The sequence below is a fragment of the Dapis hubbardiae BLCC-M172 genome, from assembly GCF_050016015.1.
Taxonomy (GTDB): domain Bacteria; phylum Cyanobacteriota; class Cyanobacteriia; order Cyanobacteriales; family Microcoleaceae; genus Trichodesmium.
The window spans coordinates 59,538-83,408 of record NZ_JBNHEQ010000166.1; the positions used below are offsets into that span (position 1 = coordinate 59,538).

Below are 23,871 nucleotides of genomic sequence, written 5' to 3' on the forward strand. Positions count from 1 at the left end.
TAAATTAAAAGTAGCAGGTTTAATTCCATGTTCTCCATCAGAAATAATAACTTCTCTATTTTGTTCTCCTGTAAATTTTTCCTTTTCTATAAAATTTGTAGATTTTTCCTGAATTACTGAATCAATATATTGCTTTATATTCTGATTATTCTCCCTTGCGAGTTTTTGCCATTCAGTAAATAATACCTCCAATTCCTGCTCCGTAGTTTCAGGTTTGAGCAATTTATATAACTTGGCAAAAGCTTCCCGATAATTTGGTTGAATAGATAAAGATTTTTGATAATAATCAAAAGCTGGTTCAAGATTTGTATACAGAGCAAATACCTCTGCCAACTTGAAATAAGCTTTAGGATCTTCTGGTTGAATTTGCAGCAACTTTTGATAACAATAAACTGCCCGATCGAATTCCCCTATCTGAGCAAATAGATTTCCTAACATCAACTGCACAGATGCCAACTTTGGATTAATCTCTAAAGCTGTTTGATAATTTAAAATAGCTAAATTAAAATCCCTCTGTTTATAATAAACACTGCCAATATTAGCATAAACTTCTGCAAAAATTGGCTGAAATTTTAACGCCTGATGATAAGTATTAATTGCCTGTTCAAATAAATTCTGACTTTGAAAAATATTCCCTAAAGTCAAATAAGCAGAAGCAAAATGCGGTTGAATTTTAACTGCTTCTTGGCAAGCAGAAATAGCTGCATCAAAATTTCCTTGCATCAAGTATACTTCAGCTAACTTCTTGTAAGCTTCAACATAATCTGGTTTAATACTCAAAGCTTTTTGATAAGCAATCATCGCTGTATAAAGTTGTCCAGAATCTTTCAATTGATTCGCTGTGTTGAAATAATTTTCAGCTAACATTTTCGAATCCGTTCCCTCATAGCGGTAAAGTGAGACAATGCTTGTAATTTTATTGGATTTAAGGTAAGGAGTATAGACTATGGTCACAGAACAAGACCCCACTAAGTTAATGAAACAACAAGTCGGCAAAGCTGCCGCCGACCGAGTAAAATCTGGAATGATAGTTGGTATAGGTACTGGGTCAACCGCGGCCTACATGATTCAGTTTTTGGGAGAACGCCTCCAAAGTGGTCAACTCAAAGACATTAAAGGTATCCCTACCTCCTTCCAGTCAACTGTATTAGCTAAACAATATGGTGTGCCATTAATCAGTCTTGATGAAGTTGACCACATGGATATTGCCATTGATGGTGCCGATGAAGTTGACCCACAAAAAAATCTCATTAAGGGTGGTGGAGCAGCTCATACTCGCGAGAAAATTGTGGATTGTCTGGCAGAACAGTTTATTGTGGTAGTAGATAGTTCTAAATTAGTAGATAAGTTGGGTTCTACCTTTTTATTGCCAGTAGAAGTTATACCTATGGCAATAACTCCTGTGATTCGGGCGATCGAAAAACTGGGTGGTCAACCAGAATTACGGATGGGAGTTAAGAAAGCTGGTCCTGTAGTAACTGACGAAGGTAATCTGGTTATTGATGTCAAGTTTGATTCTATTGATAATCCTGCGGAGCTAGAAAAAAGTTTAAATAATATTCCAGGCGTTTTGGAAAATGGTTTATTTGTAGGGGTTGCGGATGTAATATTAGTAGGAGAAATTCAGGATGGGCAACCAATAGTTAGGGAAATTTCTTAACTTTGTTAAGAAAATGGGGTTGGGGTAGCCAAGACCTAGTTATTTGGTGTCTTAATAACCCCAAGCAATTTTATAAATTACAAGTAATGGTAGGGTATGAAACCTATAATGCAAAAGATAATAATAAAAATTGCATTTTTGTTGGTCTACTTGAATTAAGTAGACCAACTCTTTAGATTAGACTTTAGATGAAAAATATTGCTGCTGTAATTGCAATGTACCGATTTATGTGAGTTTTATAATCATTCCCAAATAATCATAAAATTTATAAAAAAAGTGCCTCTATGTAAATTTATCGAACTTGCTTATTTTATTACATTTGTGATCTGATTAAAGAATAAAATTAACCTCAGAGAAAGTAGGAATAAATATAAATAACAACATATAAATTTGTAAATTAATTTGAATTACCCCAGATTTTTAAACTTCTAGACCCCATTTCTCTATAGCCACCCCATATTTTGACTTAAGTTTTTTCAGGTCTTCCTCTAATTCAGATAAAACAAACTCTCGCTGTTCTGGAGAAAGTTTAAACTTGTGTTTTATCTTGGTGGATTTCATAGGACGAGTTACCAACATTCTCAGATTTCGGGGGAATGTTGATCGGATGAAATTATGAAGTTTTGTATTACTTTTGATTGCACTAAGCAATGGCTTGTCAACTACCGTTTTATTTTTTACTTCTCCTATATCCTGAAATTGATATGAGGCATCGACATTCAAGAATTCACAAATCTTCTTAACTAACTCTGTAGGCTTGCTCTTTAAATCCTCAAAATAGAGGATAAGAATATCTTCAGCAGGAAATCTTTTGTCGTATTCATCTAATTGCATTGCATACTTAGATACCGTTATGTAATGATCTAGTTCTTCGGAAAAACTTACGTTAGGTTTATTGATATAACTCCTCACAAAATTGTAGTGTGATTCAATTCGTTCTACTGGATTTCTCAGAATATAAATAAATTTAAACTTGGCTTTTATCTGCAATATTCTTTCTGCTGCATTGGGCAAGTCTGGATAGTTCGTGTAATAAGTGGAACCGTCCAGAGCTATTTGATGTAAACTGGCATTCCACTTCCATAAACTTTGATACCAATCAAATCCTTTAGACCAGTTCTTATCACTTGCAAAAAAATTAGGTTCTTTTTTTGGTTGGCAAGCACATATTTCTGGGTGTTGTGATAAGTAATCAAAAAGGCTGGTAGTACCAGATTTCGCTGCTCCTATAATTAAAGCAAAGTTGTTGAGATTAGTTGACATATATAAAAGTTAACAATTAAATTCGGCTTTGTTGTACTAATCTACTAGAATCTAGGACATCCTATCTTGATATATATAAAACCCGGTTTCTAAAACGAGACCGGGTTTTAATGTGACTAATGAACATTAGGAACAATCACTATTAGTTAAATTAGATATTCAAGGGGAATAATTTATTCTAGTAATAGTCTTTCCTCTTCCAAGATTTTAACTAAATTGTGATTTCCTTTGGCTCTAGCTGCTTCCAGGCGATGAGCCAATCTTTTTTCTATATTAGCTCTATGAACTTCATTCAACTTAACTAGGCTTTTTGGTGTATTTCTGTTCATTATAGACATTTTTTTTATCTCTTTTATTGTAGAGCTTACATTCTTAATTTAGCATATCTAGCAGACATCGACCAGTTTAGGTGTTCAAAACTAACAATTTTCATCAGAGAATAGCCACACAGCAAATAATATTGAAATACGTTAAAGCTCCTATATTTGTAGCAAATATCAATAAAAATCTACAAAAAGTAAGTGGAAAAATTATCTCTCTAAGAAACTACTCCAAATCTATAATAATCTTTATCTATATCATTTTTATCTGCTTTTATTCTTTATTTGTACTTTTATTATTGTGGCATTGGTTGATAAAAATTATCTTATTAAGAAATATTGTTGAGCAAATATCGGAGATTTTTATAAATACCTATATTGAACCGAAAATAATTAGTTTAAATTTTATTAAGAGATTATTTGTAAAGGAAATATAGCGTTTATTAAACTGTTGAAATACAAAAGTTGTGTATTTTGTGCAACAGAGAAAGGGTATGATGGGTAAGAATATCTATTCCGACCTTTTCATGTGGCGGGATTATTACACCAATTTCTTAAACTAAAATAAGATTATCTAGGGTTTGCGGAAAAAAATCTTTTTTAAGCAGTGGGGGAGTAGGTAGGGAAGTTGTATGCAACGTCCCTACGGGAGGAATTTTTTTGCCCAACTATGCGCCAGAAATGCTAACTTTTTGAGCATGAAGAGCTGAAAACGAGGTCCCTTTTCAAGACCTAAAAAGGCTAAAACTTTTATCTTTCAATACTTTTATATTGAATCGGCAAGCCCTATCTAGACACATAGGAAAATGAGGAGTATTTTACTAAAAAATATGGTTAATTTTCAGGTAGAAGATAAGGTTATAAAATTGCTTGAATTTTTTCTTTTTTACCATTACGGATAACTTCAAACTTAATACTTTTCCCAATTTTGCTTGATTTAACTTTTTGCTGCACTTATGTCACATTTTTGATTAGTTTATTATCAATTTTATGAATAATATCTCCCTCTTTAAGTCAGGCTTTATTCCCTAGATGCCCAGGATGAATCTTAACTATTATGACACCTTCATTTTGAGTAATCTTAAAATCATAATCACTGCTTTAATTAATCTTTTTTTTCAGCTCAGGTGTAATTTTTTTCATCCATTCCCCAAATACTTAAGGCAATAAAGCCAGTAATAAAGCAAATCTAGACAGTACAAAGTTCTTATAATAGCCATGGCTAGCCATGGCTATCAGCGATCTCTTGGTTAGAAACTCTCTATTCACAGCTATATATGCTGTAACCCTTTACCAGTAATTTTTTCAGTCAGATAAGTAAATCGTTTTTTAGAAGAACTTTGTACTCTCCAGAAGCAAATAATAGTTAATATAATTACCCATATCCAGAAATTATTTCTTTCAGATAGAGTTTTTCTAGAATATGATCTTGGGTAACTGAAAGTTGGATAACTATAACTTGATTTATCATCATACAGTGGAGTTTTTGGTATCTGGAAAGGTGATGGTTCTGTAATAAATTTTGGAGGAGGAGATGTGCTATAAGTTGATGCTATTGAAGTTATTTTTGGTGGATATTCTGAAGAAATTGTTGTTTGAACTTTAGTAGATAGTAAATCTTCCTTTGGTAGAGAATATGTGCTAGAAATTGATGGTATAGAAGTTATTTATTTTCCAGTAAAAAAAAATTATCAAAATAATTGGCTTGCTCAACCTCGCCTTTTAATCAGTAATTAGTTATCAGTTAAATATTTTTTCTAGTTTGATTAAAATAACAGAGTAAGAATTTAACTTCTGTAGGGGTGATTCGCGAATCACCCCTACTGATTTATCACTTCTGACTTGGTGAAGAGAAACTCCACACCAGATTCAACAGCTTTTCCCCTGAAAATAAAATTGGCCAGAGACTGATTAATAATGATTACCTAATAAAAAACCAAAAAATCTCTAGATACACGCTACAATCCTCTACTGTAAAGGATTATGAATTAGCCAAAATTCTTAATTACACGAAAATTTCAAATTATCTAAAATGATAGATTTCTCTACCATTGCAGCCCAACTTAATGCAGGCACTATTCTTCCAGAAGGAATAGTTGTTATTACCCTACTGATAGTTCTCGTCGGAGACCTCATAGTGGGGCGTAGTTCTACTAAGTGGACTCCTTATGCTGCCATTCTTGGTCTCTCTGGAGCAATTGTGGCCTTATATACTCAATGGGACAGTACCAATACCATCGGTTTTTTGGGAGGCTTTAATGCTGACTCCCTTAGTGTTATATTTAGAGGTATTATTGCTCTATGTACTATTGTCACTATATTAATGTCGGTGGCATATATAGAACAAACTGGTACTCCACTGGGAGAATTTATTTGTCTTCTACTCACTGCTACTTTGGGGGCAATGTTCCTTTCTGGAGCAGATGAGTTAGTAATGATTTTTGTCTCTCTGGAAACTCTGAGTATCTCCTCTTATTTATTAACAGGTTATACAAAACGTGACCCTCGTTCCAACGAAGCAGCATTAAAATATCTACTTATTGGAGCTGCTAGTTCCGCCGTTTTTCTCTATGGCATTTCCTTACTTTATGGTTTGTCCGGTGGAGAAACTAGGTTAACAGCGATCGCCTCTAGTCTTGCTAATGGTTCTAGTGGTGGTATTTCCCTAGGATTAGTTATTGCCTTAGTATTTGCTATTGCGGGTATTTCTTTCAAAATTTCTGCTGTTCCTTTTCACCAATGGACTCCAGATGTTTACGAAGGTTCTCCGACTCCAGTTGTAGCCTTTCTTTCAGTAGGTTCCAAAGCTGCGGGTTTTGCTCTAGCTATTCGTCTTTTAGTAACAGCTTTCCCATTAGTTTCGGAACAGTGGCATTTTGTATTTACGGCCTTAGCTGTTCTGAGTATGGTATTGGGTAATGTTGTTGCTCTTGCCCAAACCAGCATGAAACGTCTACTTGCTTACTCATCTATTGGACAAGCTGGTTTTGTCATGATTGGTCTTTTGGCCAATACTGAAGCTGGTTACGCTAGCATGATATTTTATCTGCTAGTTTATTTGTTTATGAACTTGGGTGGTTTTACCTGTGTAATTCTATTTTCTCTCCGTACAGGTACAGACCAAATTAGCGAATATGCAGGTTTATACCAAAAAGACCCACTTTTAACATTGGGATTAAGTCTTTGTTTATTATCTTTAGGTGGTATACCCCCACTTGCAGGTTTCTTTGGTAAAATTTATCTGTTTTGGGCAGGTTGGCAAGCTGGATTATATTGGTTAGTTTTGTTAGGATTAATTACCAGTGTTGCTTCTATTTACTATTACATTCGTGTAGTCAAAATGATGGTAGTAAAAGAACCGCAAGAGATGTCGGATGTTATCAAAAATTATCCTCCTATTCGTTGGAACCTTCCTGGTATGCGTCCTTTACAAGTAGGATTAATTGTGTCAGTTTTGGCAACTTCTTTAGCTGGAATTTTATCTAATCCTTTGTTTACTTTAGCTAATAATTCTATTGCTAAAACTCCCATGTTACATTCGGCTTTAGTTCAAACTGTTGAAACTAATTCAGTGGCAAGTCAACTAGATTTTACTTTATCTTCAAAGAATTAGTTTTAGTTGTTTTAGCTCAGTAAGTTAAAAATGAAAAATGTTCGGCTAAATAAATTAAGTCGAGCATTTTTTATATACTTTTTTTATTGGTTTGAAAACCTCCTATTCGTTGGAACCTTCCTGGTATGCGTCCTTTACAAGTAGGATTAATTGTGTCAGTTTTGGCAACTTCTTTAGCTGGAATTTTATCTAATCCTTTGTTTACTTTAGCTAATAATTCTATTGCTAAAACTCCCATGTTACATTCGGCTTTAGTTCAAACTGTTGAAACTAATTCAGTGGCAAGTCAACTAGATTTTACTTTATCTTCAAAGAATTAGTTTTAGTTGTTTTAGCTCAGTAAGTTAAAAATGAAAAATGTTCGGCTAAATAAATTAAGTCGAGCATTTTTTATATACCTTTTTGTTAGTAAGCATTCAGCTATCAGCTATTAGCTATCAGCTATTGATGAGAGGAGGAATTCATTAATTGATAATTGATAATGGATAATTGATAATTACCTCTGGTTAAAACCTTTACGGAATTGAACATCAGGAAATTCAAGAGCACTTTTTTCCCCTATCCAAGGGTCCGCTTCAAGGCGCGAATTATTTAATTATTAATAATTAATAATTCGGTAAAAGCAATTAAAAAATTAAGATAGATAAGACAGTTACTGTCAAAGTACGCTCCTAATTTACTGAGAAGGAATTATTCATTCAAACAAAAGCTGATAGCTGACTGCTAAGATATGAATACTTACACCTTTTTTAATTGATGAAAATAATTAGGTATTAAGATCAAATCGGGTAGCATTCGGTAAACCTTGTTTAATTCTCTTTTATGAAAAAACTGGTGCTTAGTACGGATAATCTCGGAGTTTTCCCCCTAATTCTCCATCCCATTTTTTCAATTATTTGCCCATAAATAGGGATGGGATATAAATTTCAAAATTGAGTTGCTGAAGTATAGAATTATCCTGAGAATAACCACATTAATTTCTACTCACTGAAAGTCGATCAATAATTATGTCAATTAATCGAAATGCGAGAAATATTATGCTAAAACTTTGAGAGCTTCTGGTTTAACAATAACTTGAAGTCCTGAATTAACTTTAATATGCCACATACCATTAGGTAATTGATTGAGTAATTCTACAGGTTTACCTTCATCTGCTTCTAGTTGGTCGCTGGGAGAATTAACTAAAACTACTGTCGTTGATGATTCTTTTGGAGATATTAAATTAGCAGATAAAGGAGAAGTTAGAGGAGCAGAGTCTTCTGAAAGAGTAGCTAACTGCATTCTTAGTTGACTTAGTTTATTTTGTAGTTCTTGATTTTCTTGTTGATATTTTTGTGCTTGTGCTGTTAGTTCTTGATTTTCCTGGGCTAATCTTTGAACTTCGAGTTTTAATCTCTGAACTTCTACACATTCATCAAGACTAACATTACAAGCTTTAGCTATAACTTTTTTAATTAGAGGACTGTACATAATCTTTCAAAAATAAATTAGAGTTAATTGTTTTTATCCAGAGAGAAGTTATCCTTTTCTTTAACTTCCCTGACCTATTCTTATAGTGTTCTATTTTTCCTATAAAGTATGTGACCCCTTATAGGATTTTAATGTGATTAAAATCACTCTAAAAATCATTGGTTGATGATGGGATAACTTTCAATGAGAAAAAACCTATTTATTGAGTTGATAGTAATTAATACTTAGTGATTAATACTTAGATTAGTTTTCTTAGCTAACTATAACTACTTCTACTTCTACTTCTTATTACACCTCTTAATCCGGAAAGAAAATTAATTTAACTCAGTAAAAGAGCTTATCTAATGAATAATTCGTAGATCCCCTTCATCTTGATAGTTGAACGGATTTTTGCACATATTATCTATTTTGTCAACCTAATTTTGAAGAGAGAGTTTTATCTTTAAATTTAATATAGCCTTGACTTAATTATACTACTTTCTATCGGAGAGACCATCAATTTATAATATTTTATTTAGTATTATGTTGAAGCCGATCTTTTTAGATGTATTATTGAGATAATTGCCTATTTTTTGTGAAATTAAGCTAGGCGAGATTTTGATATTTACCCCTAAAAAAATAAATTTTAACTTTTATTAATAAAGCTCAAAGTCAGTTTAGTAAGGTGGGAAATTGCGCTTAGTACAAACTACGGTTTAACTGTTAGATATTACATTGCACTATAACGCACTGTCCTAGTTGTCTGGGAAGCGATCGCTTTTTTCGACGTGCCGTTTTTTTGGGGAGTGCTTCAGGGAATGCTTAATTTTGATGGTTGTCTGAGAGGCGATCCTTATATCTCTAAGTTTTGGTTATAGGTTGTGGCTGTTTAGTTTGAAAATTTTAAATATTGTCAGGGGTTGATAACAAATTAGAGGAAATTTTGTCGGATTTGCTTAACGAGGTTTCAATATTTTCAGCTTTTTGGTTCGGTTGTGTGGTAGTCTGAAAGACTTAACAATCCAAAGGGCTGTTATTGCTTAATTAAATTTTGACCCTGGAAATCCTGATTATATCGTTGTTTTGAGAAGAAATTTTGTTGATTTTTTCTGCCATGAATGACTAATTTTTTCCCCTTCCTGTTATGGCAGTTTGATAAATTAGCTATTTTGTGGTAAGGAGAAATAATCCGTATATCCGTGGCATAATCCGTGTGAGCGCTTTTTTGGATGCTTTGAAAATTAGATAAAGTTATAATTTTCTGATTTTGGTTTTAATATTTTAAACTTTACCATTTTGGCGCGACTGTTAAATAGGGAAATTTTTTGAGGTTGGTTAACGAGATTTCAAGATTTTTAGCGCTTTTTTCGCTTTTGTGATATCCTATACTTATGATATTCTTTGGCTATTTTATATCTTAATTGATTTTTATAGCCGTTAATTCCTATTCTGTCGTTGTTTTGGGCGATATTTCTTTAAATTGTCTTTGCTCAAAATGACTTTTTTTTCTCTGCCCGTTTTTTGCTGTTTTGACAAAGTATTCATTTTATGATATAAAAGCTGATTTTTTTTTGAATTTAGATTTATTATGTTGAATAATTAGTCTATAGTAGGTGCGAACAGCGCCTAATGATTTGATTCTACCACAGTTGGTTTGAGGATGCAACCCTAATTCTCTTTTAGGCGCGATTTTTTTGAGTGCTTCACAGAATGAAAATTGTCAGTAGTTCAGGAAAGTTGTATGGAAAAGGAAATTTCGACATTTTCTTGGGTGCTTCAGAGAATAAAGATTTTCAGTAGTCAAGGGAGGTGGGATGGAAGAGGCGATCGCCACTTTTTCTATAGGTGCTTCAGAGAATAAAGATTTTCAGTAGTCAAGGGGGGTGGAATGAAAGAGGCGATCGCTACTTTTTCTGGGGAGAGATATACGAGAATGAAAATTTTCAGTAGTCAAGGGGGGTGGGATGGAAGAGGAAATTCCGACTTTTTCTCGGGGTGCTTTACCGGATGAAAATTGTCAGTAGTTCAGGGAGGTGGGATGGAAAAGGAAATTCCGACTTTTTCTCGGGGTGCATTTTCAGTTATCAGCTTCTTCAGTTATCAGTTTTTTCAGTTTTTTTGATGATGGAAAATAAGATTTTAGCAATCTCATCTGCATCTTTTCAGTTATCAGTTGTCAGTTATCAGTTATCAGCCTTTTTAGTTATTAGTTATCAGTTTTTTCAGTTATTTTGTTTCTTGGGCTTCTTTATAAGCTATAGACATTTTTGCCCTAAAGTCAGCTTGAGATATTCCTCCATTTGCTTCTGCTATATTGGCTCCAATAGATGTTCCACTTCTTAGGAGTTGTTTAGATAATACATATTCCTTTTTTTCTTCTGTCAAGTATTTATAAGCTTTGACTACTCTAATGGCAAATTGATAAGCTTTTTGATAGACAATACTTTTGTTTATATCCATAAACTCCAGAAAAAGCTGATAACTGATAACTGATAACTGTTCACTGAAAAAGCTGATAACTAATAACTGATAACTGAAAAGCTACCGCCACGGAGCTTTGGTTTGTCAATCCCATAATTATTTTCCCATATTGAGAGAAGTTAATATTTTCTGTTTTAAATGCCAGGTACTGCCGTGGTCTAAATGAGCAAACCAACTTTGTAGAGATTTTTGGATTTGGGTAGATTCTATTTTTCCTAGTCGGTAGTCTTTCTGTAATTGTCTTAGTCTTTTTCTAGCTATTCTTAAATTTTCGGAACGTATTCTAATGCGGTCTGGCAATACTCGAAAACCGACAAAGTTCGTTCCTGTTTTTGTTTGAAATAATTGACTTTTAATGGGATGAATTTTGAGACGGAGGTTGGCTAGGTATGCTTCGATTTTTTGTCTGGCAATGACTAAAAATTCTTTGTCGTCTGAGAATAAGGCAAAGTCATCGACGTAGCGTATATATTTTTTTACTTTTAGTTTTTCTTTGATGAAATGGTCGAAGTTATTTAGATATAAGTTGGCAAAAAATTGACTGGTTAAGTTTCCGAGAGGTAAACCTTTTATCCGGTTTGCTGAAGTGAGTAGTTCGTCTCCGGGAAAATTCGTTAATACTGGGATTTGTTGGTTACTTCCATCAATAATTTTGTCGATTAACCAGAGGGTGTCTTGACATTTTATTTTGCGACGAATAATTTATTTGAGAATTTGATGGTCGATGCTAGGGAAATATTTAACTATATCGCACTGTAAAACGTAACGACTAGAAAGGGAAAATTTGGTGAAGCGACGCAAGGCTTTATGGGTAATGTAAAGCCATAATTTTTTTCCTCCTGATAGTTATATGTAATTTTTTCTCTGGTCGTTTCAGTTATCAGTTATCAATTTTTTTAGTTTCTAAATGTTTGGTTTTTCCGTTGGAAATGCTCCCCAAACGTTCCATGCTGCGCAACGTTAACCTAAACAACCCAACCTACATTATATGTTATTGCAAAGGATATATTTTAACCATCATTTCTTACTATAGCTTACATTAATTAATGTAGTGGACTGTTTCAACTAAAATAGTGCATTAGGGAGTAGGGTCGGAGGGTCGGAGGGGAGAAAGATTGTTGTTGGGTTTTTCCGTTGGAAATGCTCCGCAAACGTTACTCAACCCAAGAACAATCTATTGCAACATTTAAGATGAAACAGTCTAGTAGGGTGTGTTAGCGGAGCGTAACGCACCATTTTTTAAGAAGGTTTAACCCATCAATTTTGAGGGAAGCCTAACTCACACCAAAGATTACTTAATAATCAAATTTTTATATAATTTTTGAATTAATCATGGTTTTTTATAATCAATTTTTTACACGATTTTTAAATTAATCATGGTGTGTTACGACTAGCACCTAAAACACCCTACACAATTGTGAGATAAGTTTGATTATAGCTAGTAGGTAAAACCTTGAAATTTTGATTTTGTATATCGATTTCAATACCTAAAGCTTCTAGTGGCAATACTCCTAATAAAGAGTCGTTACCTCCAGAAAATTCTAAACATTCAAAAGTTTCTTCCCTTCCAAGTAGAGAAATTTTAGTATCTTGAAAAATGCGTGCTTTACTAATACCATTAGCAGTCATTACAATGGATAATTGATAATTAATCAATTCGGCTTTATTGCCTCTCCTTTTAAGGAGAAAAAAAGTGCTAGGATATTTCCTTATCTTCAATCTGATGGTTTTAACCAGAGGTAATTATCCATTATTCATTATCAATTAATGAAATCTACTTCTTTGAGAATTTCTAATCCTAATTGAGCGATCGCTTCTGTTGCTAAAAAGAAAGTTGTAACTCCCTTATCTACCAAACCATCCTTAAGAAAAATAGAACGTACTTTGTCAGCCTAAGTTTTTATTATAGGTTTGTGGTTTTTGGTTTAAAAGTTTTAAATATTGTCAGGTTTTGATGACAAATCAGGGAAAATTTTGCCCGATCTGGCTAACGAGTTTTCAACATTTTCAGCTTTTTGGTTCAGTTGTGTGGTATTCTGAAAGAAGGAAAAATCCAAAGGATGGTTATTGCTTAATTGAATTTTGAGGCTGGAAATGCTTATTCTATCGTTGTTTTCAGAGGAAATTTTGTTGATTTTTTCTGCCATGAAAGACTAATTTTTCTCCCTTCCTGTTATAGCAGTTTGATAAATTAGCTGTTTTGTGGTATATAGGGGTAAGAAGTTTATATCTATAATATAGCGCTCCGGGAACAGGGAACATAAAACAAGCAATAGTGAGAATAAATTGCCGATAATATAAAGCTTTGAGCAGCTTGGACACCTCCTGCAATTTGTAAAGCGTGCCAGCGCACATTGCTATATATATAGATGGCTAATGTTGGGTTTCATTGTTGAGGTTGACCCAATGTCATTTCAGTTATCAGTTAGTCTCCTATGGTCGTAACTGCGTTTTTTCGTATAGGGAATGCTCCGCAAACATGTCGCGGAGCGAAACAGTACCTCCTGCTGTTTGCGCAGCATGACAAACGGAAACCAGGAGGCTTGAAATACGGAATATTCTTCTCTTGGTCGATTGGATATGGCGTTTCGCTGCGCGACATATAAAGCGTTAGCGTTAGCGTTAGCGAAGCTCCTCTGCAAGAGGCAGCTCCTCTGCACTCTTCGGGAGACCCTTCCCTCCGGGACGCTTTCCTACGGAATGCTCCGCAAACGACCGCTTTTTTATCCCCTTAAAAGAGGAGGCTATTAACCAAAATTTTTCGGTCAAAAATTTCATCTATGTAGTCAAAAGCTTATACCTATATATATAGATAATGTTGGGTTTCGTTCCTCAACCCAACCTACTTTAACTACTTTAACTAACAACTTAATCCGTACATCTTAATCCGTACATCCGTGCCATAATCCGTGTGAGCTTACTTCCTCCTTATTAAAGAATAGGATAAAGTTGAAAAACATCTCCAATAATAAAAAATAAAATCAATTATTTCCTCTTTTTATATTATTTTTGAATTAATTATGGTGCGTTACGGCTAGCGCGTAACAAACCCTACCAGACTGTTTCATCTAAAATGGTGCATTAGATTGAATTCAAAAGTCAAAAGTCATGCATTCAAAAGTAAGAATTTTCAAGTTAAAATCTATTGCACAGTTTTAGCTGTGTCACGCTACTACAACTACTTCTTTCTTACTTTTTCCCTCCTTCTTCTTCCTTCTTCTTTCTTCCTTCTTCTTTCCCCCTAAGAAACTCATCCCTTAAAGCAGACAAAACAGGACTTGGTTTTTGCGCTTGTAAATTTTCTGGTTTATTCCAAGTAAAAGGAGCTAACTTTGCAGCAGACATCCACAATAACTTTTTTGCCCTAGTCATTGCCACATATAATAACCGAAATTCTTCAGCCATTTTTAAATATCCTGCTTGTTCCCAAGCTGTAGAAATATCTGGTAAATCTTCCCCTTGTAAACTCGCCCGAATTTGCGCCCTTGCAACTTCAGCTAAGTCAAAATCTCCCAAAAAATTAGCCTGGGGTAAAACTCGTAAATTACCAGGAATTATATTTTCATGCAAAAAAGGTAAAAAGACAAAATCCCAATCTAACCCCTTAGACTTGTGCATCGTAATAATAGTAAGTTGCTGAGGACGAGTATAATATTCCTCTGCATTTTCCTCCACTTCCACAGATTCAAATCTCTCAGAATTTACAATTTCACTTAACACTTCCAACATAGAATTCATCGAACTATTACCAGCAATTTGTTTAGCAACTCTTTCTGCCAACTTATCAGCAGTTGCCAAATCTGACTGTTCATAATTTAAAGCCAAAGCCAAAAAAGAAATTAATTGATATAAAGGTAATTCAGATTTTGCTCTGAGCAAACTACGACAAAAATCACGACATTTACGCACCTTTTCTGATTGATATGGATCGAGAGGACCAGGGTAAAGAAATTGCTCTAATTGAGAGGCAAAACTATTATAATCTTCCTGCGGAATTAAACGGCGATCGCCTAAAACTTTTAAAGCAGATTTTAAATAATCTGGAGAATGAGGGCGGTCAATAAATTGTATTAAAGCTAATATTTCTGCCGGAATTTGAGAATGACGCGCCCCTTGAGAAACGTCATGTATTTTAATACCATATTTTCCTAAATCAAGTTCAACTCCATACTTTCCAGGATTACTAAAAGTATCTGCAATAAATTGACCTTGTTTATTTTCCCTTACTAATACAGCAAATTTACCTTCTGGATTTTCTTCAAACAAATTAATTATCCGTTTACCCATCAATTCAAGGGTTTGATAAATATCTCTAGGTTCATATATTTCTAAACCACCACCAGTAGCTAGAGGATTATTATTATTTCCTGATTCTTTAACTTTTACAGGATGAATATTTTGGTCTCGAAACGGTTTTTCCTTTCCTGCTAACTTTGAATTATTTACCCACTTCAACACAAAATTAGCTGCATCAATAATTATCTGACAACTACGACCTGCTTGCTGCATAACTGCCAATTTTTCTAACTCTTCACAGTCTTGACAAAATCGCCGAAAATCTATTGGATCTGCTGGAGTAAACGTAGAATTAATTGCTTGATTTGGGTCTCCCACCCGCATCAAATTTAGATGACTTAATTTTGATAATTTTTCTTCCTGCTCAATAGAATTAAAATCTAAATTACTATCATTACTTTCCCTAGAAGTAGCCAGAATTTCTAATAACTTAGTTTGCAAAGGAGTAGAATCTTGAGCTTCATCTTCAAACACAGCAAATACTTGCTTTTGCCACATTTTTCTAGTACCTTCATTTTCCAATACTCGTAAAGCTGCCAAAATCATTTCATCGTAATCAATTAATTGACGTTCCTTCAATATTTCCTGATATATTTGATATAAACTAGCAGCAATAGTCAAAACTTGATAATTATCATTATTTTGTTCTCGTAGCTGCCATAAATATTCAGGTTTAATACCAGAACTTTTTGCTTGTTGAATTGCTTTCCAAGCTAATTGAGGTAATACTTCAGTCCGTAAAACAGACTGCCTTCTTAAACGTTCCGTTTCCTCTCCATCAAACTGACTTCCTTCAATTAAAAGTTTATAAAGTCTTGGGTTATTAGCAATCCAACTTTCTACACAACTGCGAGTTATCTTATTACTAGGAGTAGGCAAAACCAAATTATAATTTTCTAAATCTAACCCAGATAATTCAGGATGACGCAGAGCAATACTTAAAGCCAAACCGTGCAAAGTATGAACAACAAAACTACCTTCAGGTAAAGATAATTCCCTTAAAAATTGGCGAATTTTAACTCTAATATTAGTAGCTGCCGAACGAGTAAAAGTAACAACAATTAGTTGATGGTGACTATGTAATTTATAACGAGCGATCGCTAAAGCTGCTGCTGTTGCCATCCCATAAGATTTTCCTGCTCCAGGAACTGCCGATACTGCCAAAGGTCCCCCTTCCCAGTCAGCCATTTGTTGTTGCCCTGGTCGCAAATTAAAACAAATTTTTTGAATTGTTTGTTCTCTTAAAGCGGCTATAGATAAACCATTTTTTGTATCTTTAGAATTAGTTTTAATATCAGTAGATGGAAGTGTAAAATTATCGTCAAAATCGTCAGTCACCTTATTTTAAATCGCAAGTTAAAAGTCAAGATTTACCAATAAATATTAATGTTTATTTATTCACAAATAAGCATTCAGCATCAACTATTAGCGGTCAACTTTTTATCAGAGGAGGAGTTTATTAATTTATAATAGATAATTGATAATTACCTCTGGTTAAAACCGTGAGAAAATTGAATATAAGGAAATATCCTAGCACTTTTTTTCTCCTTATAAAGGAGAAGCTTTATATCTTTAATTTTTCGCTAAAAGCAATTAAAAAATTGATAAAATTAAAAGTTATTGTCAAAGTCAGCTTATTTAAGCTTAGAAAGAATTATTCATTTTTCAGAACTGCCAAAAAAATATTTAGGGTTTGCTCAAAAAAGCAGAGTCTAGGGGGAGGGAGTCTGGGAAGTTTAGGTAGTGTGGGAAGATAGATAAAGTAGGAGGAATAATTATTCCTTGATTTTTCTGCCATAGCTAGCCTAAAATAGTAATTTTTTGAGCGTTTTCGGCTGAAACAAACGCATTTTTTTTCTACCCAAAAAAGGTAAGTCCCTTTATTTATCAATGCTTTTAGATTGATTCAGGCAGTCCTATTTAATTGAAATGTATTAATCTATAAGCTCATATATTTCCTTCTTCCTTCTTCCTTCTTTCTTCTTCCTTAAACAACTAGGGGAAAATGAAGGTAAAAAGTAGTGCCTTTCGCTGGAGTTGATTCAAAAAAAATATCTCCACCATGAGCATCAACAATTGTTTTCACAATAGCAGTACCTAACCCTATGCCACCCTGTTTTCCATAACTTACAAAAGCTTCAAATAAATTATTCTGAATTTCTTCAGGAATACCAGCTCCATTATCCGAAAATATAATTTCAACCCATTTATCTTTTCTCTTAGCTTTAATTTCTATCTTACCTTCATATTGATTGAGAGCTTCTACAGCATTAGCTAATAAATTTTGTAGGACACGGTTAATTTTGTTTTCATCAGCATTTATGATCAAACCCTCTTCAACAGAAACTGTCAATTCTACAAAAGTAGAGTCAATATAAACTTGGTTTAATTTTTTAAAGTTTTGTAATAGCTTGGCTATGTCAACTTGCTGAGAGAATAATTTTGTATTTCCCTGAGAAAAAGCAAGCACTTCTTCCGCCATATTTAACATCCTCTGAACTTGCATAGAAATTAAATCACACCACTCTTGACTTTCCTGATCTGGATGAAGTTCTTTTAACATCGAACTTGATAATTGAATGCCAGTAAAAGGGCTTCTAAAATCATGAATAATAGTGTTAACCATCTCTCCAATCAAAGCCATTTTTTCTTTATAAGCTAATTGATTGACGTATTCAGTCGTCACGGTGCGCAGTCTTTGAGATAAAATACTTAATATTTTTAAAACAACATCCCCTTTTGTATTGGCTAATATATCTATTATAGAGTCATAGTAAATTTTCGCTACAGTTGTTTCCTTAAATGCAACTACCCTACCACTCCTTGGCTGTTTATCTATAATCCCTAATTCGCCAAAATAACCATTTGATTCAACTGATGTAATTACAACATAATTATTACCTTCACTGCTTTTTTTACTAACTTTAACTTCACCTTCTAGAACTAAGAATAAAGCATCTGAATCATCACCTTCTTCAAAAATAATCTCTTGCGGACTAAATTTTTTAATAATAGCAATCTGGGAAATTTGTGCAGCTTGCTCTGGTTCAAAATAGCGAATAAACTTATGTTCTTCTAGTTTCATTGGGTGGTGGGGTATAGTTTATTTTTAGGTTTAGTAGTATTAGTGATGATACATTAATCTACCATCAAAAATATCTGGTGTCAAAAATTGTAAGTTCTATGACAAAACAAAATTTTAAGACTAGGAATTGAAGAGTGAGCTAGTAAAAAGATCGATCAAACTCTGGAAAATTATTAATATTTAACTACAGAACAGAGATTATACCAATTTGATTAATGTTTACTACAAATAGTTAGGCTGTTTTTGAGACTCATGAGTCAGGAGTCAGAATGAATAGCTTAAATACTATTTATTACTATTTATATTCCCTGTTTAGTCAAAAGGACATCTCAGATAAAGTCTTTCAATCATCCTTATTTTCGTAACATTCTTTTTTTTTAATTCCTATAGCAATCCTAAATGATTTGTGAGAATTTTTATCATAGTTAAGATTGAGGAAAAACCTTGAAAATTATGACTTCCTACTCCTACCACAAAAATATTACAATTAAAATAGGATTGCTATATTATATCCTCATATATTCTGCACTTAGTATATAGAAGTTCCTATTGTTTGTATTTATATAATATCTGGATATAATCATTAGGGCATAAATTAAGTGCGAACGCGGAATAAAGGTAAGAGGTTCAGATTTTTGATCTATACTTTGACTTTGGAAGTTTTACAAATTACTTAGCATTCTTAAGGAAATATAAAAAAATGAAATAGGGAAAAGGGAGGTGGCTTAAAAACACAACTATTTTCACCATAACTTTAGGAGTATGAATACTGATAATGTATCCAAGCGCCAGATTTAAATCCCCGGAACTATTCCAGCTTTTATATTTAGTTGCTCAACAGTATCTTAAACTTAATCTTACAAACAGTCTCTAAATTCTAGTGTAGTGTATGGATTACACTGATGTCCAAAACCGAAAATTTATCTGGAGTTGAGTAGTAAATATATAAAATAATTTTGTCTAAGTTAGGTTAGTGTTAAAAATTATGCTGATACGATCAGGCAGGAATAGAAACCATCGGATTTGCAACTTAGGGTGAGCTATCCTGAAGGAAAGAAGTTTTTGAGAGACTTTACTTTTCCTTACATACCCTGGTCTTTGTGTGACTTATTACTAACCTCTTACCTTCTGATAAATTATCTACTGGGTACTGCCATTAGAACTGAAAGACTAACAAGAGAAAGGACTTTTAAAGAGCAAAAATGAATTCTACCCACAGCATATTATGATGGTCATTCCTGCCTCTAAGCCAATATTTTAGACCACGCACTAACTGTAAAAATTCAACTTTTATCATACCAAATCTTTCACAATGTTTTCTAGATATCCTGAAACAAGGTGTGAAGTGGTAAGTTTTATGTGTGAGGAAATTCAGGAAAAAGACAAATAGTGTAAAGTATTTCTTACCAAGCAGTATTAATGTATGATAAATGGTATACCTAGGTTTACAAATTGTTTGGATTGTGTTATGCTGAATTTTATTCTAGTATAAATAGTTAGATTGTTTATTATATTGCTTCACCTAGAGTCTTTTTAGAAAAAAAAATGAATTGTCAACTTAAGGCTAAAAGGAGCAGAAAAAATCCTCAAATACTTAATTATTAAGATGTAGAAAAAATATGATTGGCAGCCAAAACCCTAAAAGATAAATTGTGCAAGTATTCGATCGTAAAATAGGTTATAGATAGATATTAACCCTGTGGAAACCAGAGAAAGTCTGAATCAAAGCAGATACTGTTAAAGTTTTGATATTAAAGATAAAAAGCAGTTAACTAAGACAATAAAGCTGGGAATTGTTAAATGAAAGATAAACACTAAAAAAATTAGGAAAAAAATAGAAAAAGTTGTCAAATGATATATAATAAAGAACTACTACTAGCTAGCTGAAATTGCTTTATGTTTGAAGCCCTTGCTGACCGCTTAGAAGTAACCTGGAAAAAACTAAGGGGTCAAGACAAAATTACAGACTCCAATATCCAAGACGCCCTGCGAGAAGTACGTCGTGCCCTACTAGAGGCAGATGTAAACTTACAAGTTGTGAAAGACTTTATAGCCGAGGTCAGCACCAAGGCCAAAGGAGCCAATGTATTAACAGGAGTAAGACCAGACCAACAGTTCATCAAAATAGTCCATGATGAACTAGCACAGGTAATGGGAGAAACCAACGCTCCCTTAGCGAAAGCTGACCAACCGCCAACTATTGTCCTGATGGCAGGTTTACAGGGAACAGGGAAAACCACAGCCTCAGCTAAGTTGGCCCTACATTTAAGGAAGCAGAACCGGAGTGCTTTGCTAGTAGCTACTGATATATATAGACCGGCTGCTATTGACCAGTTAGTTACCCTAGGTAAACAGATAGATATATCAGTATTTGAATTAGGTACAGATATAGACCCTGTAGAAATTGCTCAAAAAGGAGTAGAGCAGGCCAAAGCAGATGGTATAGATACAGTAATTATAGATACAGCAGGTCGGCTACAGATAGATCAAGATATGATGGCCGAACTTGCGAGAATTAAAGCAGCAGTTAAGCCCCAGGAAACCTTGCTAGTAGTAGACGCAATGACAGGTCAAGAGGCTGCAACATTGACCCGTACCTTCAACGATCAAATTGGGATAACAGGGGCTATCCTAACAAAAATGGATGGGGATACAAGAGGTGGGGCAGCTTTATCAGTCCGTCGAATTTCCGGTCAACCGATAAAATTTGTAGGGGTAGGAGAAAAAGTAGAAGCTCTGCAACCTTTCTATCCAGAAAGAATGGCTTCTCGGATTTTGGGGATGGGAGATGTACTTACCCTGGTAGAAAAAGCTCAGGAAGAGTTTGACATAGCTGATGCAGAAAAAATGCAAGAGAAAATCCTCTCAGCTAAGTTTGACTTTACTGACTTCCTGAAGCAAACGCGACTGATGAAGAATATGGGTTCCCTGGGAGGAATTATGAAATTAATTCCAGGAATGAATAAAATCAGTGACGATCAGTTGCAGCAGGGAGAAACTCAGCTTAAGCGTTGTGAGTCTATGATTAATTCTATGACACGCCAAGAGCGCCAAAACCCAGAACTTTTAGCCAAATCTCCCTCCCGACGACGACGTATTGCAGGTGGTTCAGGTTATGCTGAAAAAGATGTTAGTAAACTGGTAAGTGACTTCCAAAGAATGCGATCGCTAATGCAACAAATGGGCCAAGGCGGAATGCCAGGGATGGGGATGCCTGGAATGCCTGGTATGGGAATGCCTGGTATGGGAATGCCTGGAATGCCAGGAGGTAAAACACCTCCTGGTTGGCGTAACCAGCAAGGTATTATGGGTAGTGGTAAGAAGAAAAAGAAGCAGAAAAAGAAAAAGGGCTTTGGGCAGCTTTAAAAGAACCGACTGCAAGAGTCAAAAATACCTAGTAAAAAACTGTAGATTTGACAAAAAATCTCGAAATGCTGCCTAGGTTACGATGAAACAATAGCTTATAATTCCAAACAGGAGTATAATCACTCGAAATGATCAAACTGCGATTAAAGCGATATGGAAAAAAACGGGAGACTAGCTACCGGATAGTAGCAATGAATAGTGACTCCCGTCGTGATGGCCGTCCATTAGAAGAACTCGGCTTTTATAATCCCAGAACAGATGAAACAAGATTAGATGTACCAGCAATTACAAGACGCCTTGAACAAGGTGCCCAGCCAACAGATACAGTGCGTGACATATTGAGAAAAGCCAATGTCCTTGAATCATCCAGAATCGGAGTTAACACCCAAGCAAACGTATCAGTTTCCCATGCAGAACCGACCGAAGCCATTACCAATACTGAACCGAGCCAAGCAACTGCCAATACCGAAACCAACGAAACCAGTGACAGTGAGTCAACTGCAACAGCAACAATTAGCGAGTCTGAGGAACAACCGCCAGTCAGCGAATCCTGATTATGCTGAAATAGTTAGGTCTTTAATTGAGCCATTTCTAGAGTCACCACAGTCTTTACGAGTGGACTGTGAAGTTAACCCTCGGCAAGCAAAAGCTTGGATTCGTCTAGCTTTTGATGAACCGGAAAAAGGGCGAGTCTATGGTCGTGGAGGACGTAATATCCAAGCAGTTCGTACTGTGTTAGCAGCATTAGCTCAAACAGCAGGTCAATCTGTACATTTGGAAATATACGAAGACCAGCCAGATATACAACGCTCTTATCATTCTGACTATCCAAGTAATCGAGAAGAGGGAATATACAATAGAAGGACGATACCAAGTAGTCGCGTCCCTGAAAATAGACACAGACTATCTCGTCATCGTGGTACAACTCCAAGTCCAATTAGATATAAAAGAAATGGACATGGAATGACATAAGGATAATGGATAATGGATAATGGATAATGAAAACTATCTGTAATTATCAATATATTAATTATCCATTATCTATTTTTAAGAAACCTCTGGGGATTAAAGATCAATTATCAATTATCCATGAATAGCTAATGCCAAAAATTCTAGAATGAGGATTAGATAGACAGATATGTTAGCATGACCAAAAAATCAGGTCTCAAGCCTCCCCTTGGCTGCACCACGAGCTGTCGCTATACAAGGGAATGAAAAAGTTTCAATTCAGTATTTCAAGCCTCTGGCAAAAGTTGCTAGGTACTGATAACTGATAACTGATAACTGATAACTGAAATGACAGAGGCACTACAAATAGAATTGCCTAGTATAGATAGCGCGATCGCTCTTTCTGGCTATCAGGAAGAAAATATCAAACTACTGGCAAAACACACAGGGGCAAATATTGTACTACGGGGACAAGAATTATTCATAACTGGCACTGCAACTCAAATTGAGCGATGCCAGAAAATTGTATATTCTCTAGAAAGCCTCTGGAAGCATGGCAAAACTATTACTGGGGTAGAAATTCTTACTGCTCGCCATGCAATTGAGACAAACCGTCAAGATGACCTGGAACAACTTCAGCAAGATGTTCTGGCCAAAACCCGCCGTGGACTAGAAATTCGGGCTAAAACTTTTCGCCAAAGAAAATATGTGCAGGCCATTCGTACTAAGGATATGACTTTTTGTGTAGGCCCTGCGGGAACTGGTAAAACGTTTTTGGCAGCTATTTTAGCAGTAAAAGCGCTTTTAGACAACGAATATGAACGCCTAATTTTAACTAGACCTGCTGTTGAAGCAGGAGAAAAATTAGGGTTTTTACCAGGAGATTTGCAACAAAAAATCAATCCCTATTTGCGACCTTTATATGATGCTCTTTATGAATTAATTGAACCAGAAAAAGTGAATACTTTGATGGAAAAGGGAGTTATTGAAGTTGCACCTTTAGCTTATATGAGAGGTCGGACTCTGAATAACTCTTTTGTGATTCTTGATGAAGCTCAAAATACTACTCCTGCTCAGATGAAAATGGTATTAACTCGCTTAGGTTTCCGTTCAAAAATGGTAGTGACAGGAGATATTACTCAAACAGATTTACCTCTGAGTCAAAGATCGGGATTATCTGTTGCTATGAAGATTCTACGGAATGTTGAAGGTATTGCTATTTGTGAACTATCTCAAGCGGATGTGGTACGACATCCTTTAGTACAGAGAATAGTTGCTGCTTATGAAGATTATGAAAAATAAATTAGGAGTTAGGCAGAAACCGGGTTGATCCAGTAAATTTTGTGAGAGTGAAAAATAGAAAGTAATAAACCCGGTTTCTTATTTGGGT

At 34.7% G+C, this 23,871-nt stretch carries 15 protein-coding genes and 3 pseudogenes; 7 read left to right on the forward strand and 11 right to left on the reverse strand.

Features of this window, described 5'->3' with window-relative positions; genetic code table 11:
• On the reverse strand, positions 1–867 hold an 867-nt coding region (locus ACP6PK_RS14965; protein WP_426560400.1), incomplete at its 3' end, for a tetratricopeptide repeat protein.
• Positions 868–946: 79 nt separating this feature from the next.
• Here ACP6PK_RS14965 and rpiA point away from each other — a divergent pair.
• Entirely contained in the window at positions 947–1,660 is a 714-nt protein-coding gene (gene rpiA / locus ACP6PK_RS14970) for a ribose-5-phosphate isomerase RpiA (RefSeq protein WP_426560402.1), read from the forward strand.
• 420 nt (positions 1,661–2,080) lie between these two features.
• Here the strand turns inward: rpiA and ACP6PK_RS14975 are convergent, their stop codons facing one another.
• Entirely contained in the window at positions 2,081–2,923 is an 843-nt protein-coding gene (locus ACP6PK_RS14975) for a sulfotransferase family protein (RefSeq protein ID WP_426560404.1), read from the reverse strand.
• A 173-nt stretch (positions 2,924–3,096) separates the two neighbouring features.
• Positions 3,097–3,261, reverse strand: a complete 165-nt coding sequence (gene pirA, locus ACP6PK_RS14980) for an arginine synthesis PII-interacting regulator PirA (RefSeq protein ID WP_426560406.1) — start codon at positions 3,259–3,261, stop codon at positions 3,097–3,099.
• Between the two features lie 2,017 nt (positions 3,262–5,278).
• Between pirA and ACP6PK_RS14985 the strand changes: the two genes are divergently transcribed.
• Complete coding sequence (locus tag ACP6PK_RS14985) at positions 5,279–6,856, forward strand: NAD(P)H-quinone oxidoreductase subunit N (RefSeq protein WP_426560429.1); 1,578 nt, start codon at positions 5,279–5,281, stop codon at positions 6,854–6,856.
• A 125-nt stretch (positions 6,857–6,981) separates the two neighbouring features.
• Positions 6,982–7,176, forward strand: a complete 195-nt coding sequence (locus ACP6PK_RS14990; RefSeq protein WP_426560408.1) for a hypothetical protein — start codon at positions 6,982–6,984, stop codon at positions 7,174–7,176.
• 715 nt (positions 7,177–7,891) lie between these two features.
• On the opposite strand, the gene ACP6PK_RS14995 is transcribed toward ACP6PK_RS14990, so the two are convergent.
• The 8 genes and pseudogenes from ACP6PK_RS14995 to ACP6PK_RS15030 form a co-directional block, all read right to left on the reverse strand.
• Positions 7,892–8,326: a hypothetical protein gene (locus ACP6PK_RS14995; protein ID WP_426560410.1), complete on the reverse strand. Its 435-nt coding sequence runs from the start codon at positions 8,324–8,326 to the stop codon at positions 7,892–7,894.
• A 2,205-nt stretch (positions 8,327–10,531) separates the two neighbouring features.
• Positions 10,532–10,765 (reverse strand): four helix bundle protein, encoded by a 234-nt coding sequence (locus ACP6PK_RS15000; protein WP_094675999.1) that lies wholly within the window; start codon positions 10,763–10,765, stop codon positions 10,532–10,534.
• Positions 10,766–10,882: 117 nt separating this feature from the next.
• Entirely contained in the window at positions 10,883–11,086 is a 204-nt protein-coding gene (locus ACP6PK_RS15005; protein WP_246844448.1) for a hypothetical protein, read from the reverse strand.
• A 15-nt stretch (positions 11,087–11,101) separates the two neighbouring features.
• A pseudogene (locus ACP6PK_RS15010) lies at positions 11,102–11,488 on the reverse strand (RNA-directed DNA polymerase); the annotation flags it as partial.
• Between the two features lie 705 nt (positions 11,489–12,193).
• Positions 12,194–12,418: pseudogene (locus ACP6PK_RS15015) on the reverse strand (aspartyl protease); the annotation flags it as partial.
• Positions 12,419–12,720: 302 nt separating this feature from the next.
• Complete coding sequence (locus ACP6PK_RS15020) at positions 12,721–12,933, reverse strand: hypothetical protein (protein WP_426560412.1); 213 nt, start codon at positions 12,931–12,933, stop codon at positions 12,721–12,723.
• 1,042 nt (positions 12,934–13,975) lie between these two features.
• On the reverse strand, positions 13,976–16,420 hold the full coding sequence (locus tag ACP6PK_RS15025; RefSeq protein ID WP_426560414.1) for an ATP-dependent helicase: 2,445 nt from the start codon (positions 16,418–16,420) through the stop codon (positions 13,976–13,978).
• A gap of 649 nt (positions 16,421–17,069) precedes the next feature.
• The gene (locus tag ACP6PK_RS15030) at positions 17,070–18,167 is read right to left on the reverse strand and encodes an ATP-binding protein (protein WP_426560416.1); all 1,098 of its coding nucleotides are present in this window, start codon (positions 18,165–18,167) and stop codon (positions 17,070–17,072) included.
• Positions 18,168–20,063: 1,896 nt separating this feature from the next.
• On the opposite strand from ACP6PK_RS15030, the gene ffh reads away from it, so the two are divergent.
• The 4 genes and pseudogenes from ffh to ACP6PK_RS15050 all read left to right on the forward strand — a co-directional run bounded on the left by ffh (position 20,064) and on the right by ACP6PK_RS15050 (position 23,783).
• Positions 20,064–21,533 carry a signal recognition particle protein gene (gene ffh / locus ACP6PK_RS15035; protein ID WP_094678109.1) on the forward strand — a complete coding sequence of 490 codons (1,470 nt, stop codon included), beginning with the start codon at positions 20,064–20,066 and terminating at the stop codon, positions 21,531–21,533.
• A gap of 128 nt (positions 21,534–21,661) precedes the next feature.
• A pseudogene (rpsP, locus tag ACP6PK_RS15040) lies at positions 21,662–21,931 on the forward strand (30S ribosomal protein S16); the annotation flags it as partial.
• Between the two features lie 10 nt (positions 21,932–21,941).
• Entirely contained in the window at positions 21,942–22,505 is a 564-nt protein-coding gene (locus tag ACP6PK_RS15045) for a KH domain-containing protein (protein WP_426560418.1), read from the forward strand.
• A gap of 324 nt (positions 22,506–22,829) precedes the next feature.
• Positions 22,830–23,783, forward strand: coding sequence for a PhoH family protein (locus tag ACP6PK_RS15050; protein WP_094678105.1), 954 nt, complete (start codon positions 22,830–22,832; stop codon positions 23,781–23,783).
• Positions 23,784–23,871 lie beyond the last annotated feature (88 nt).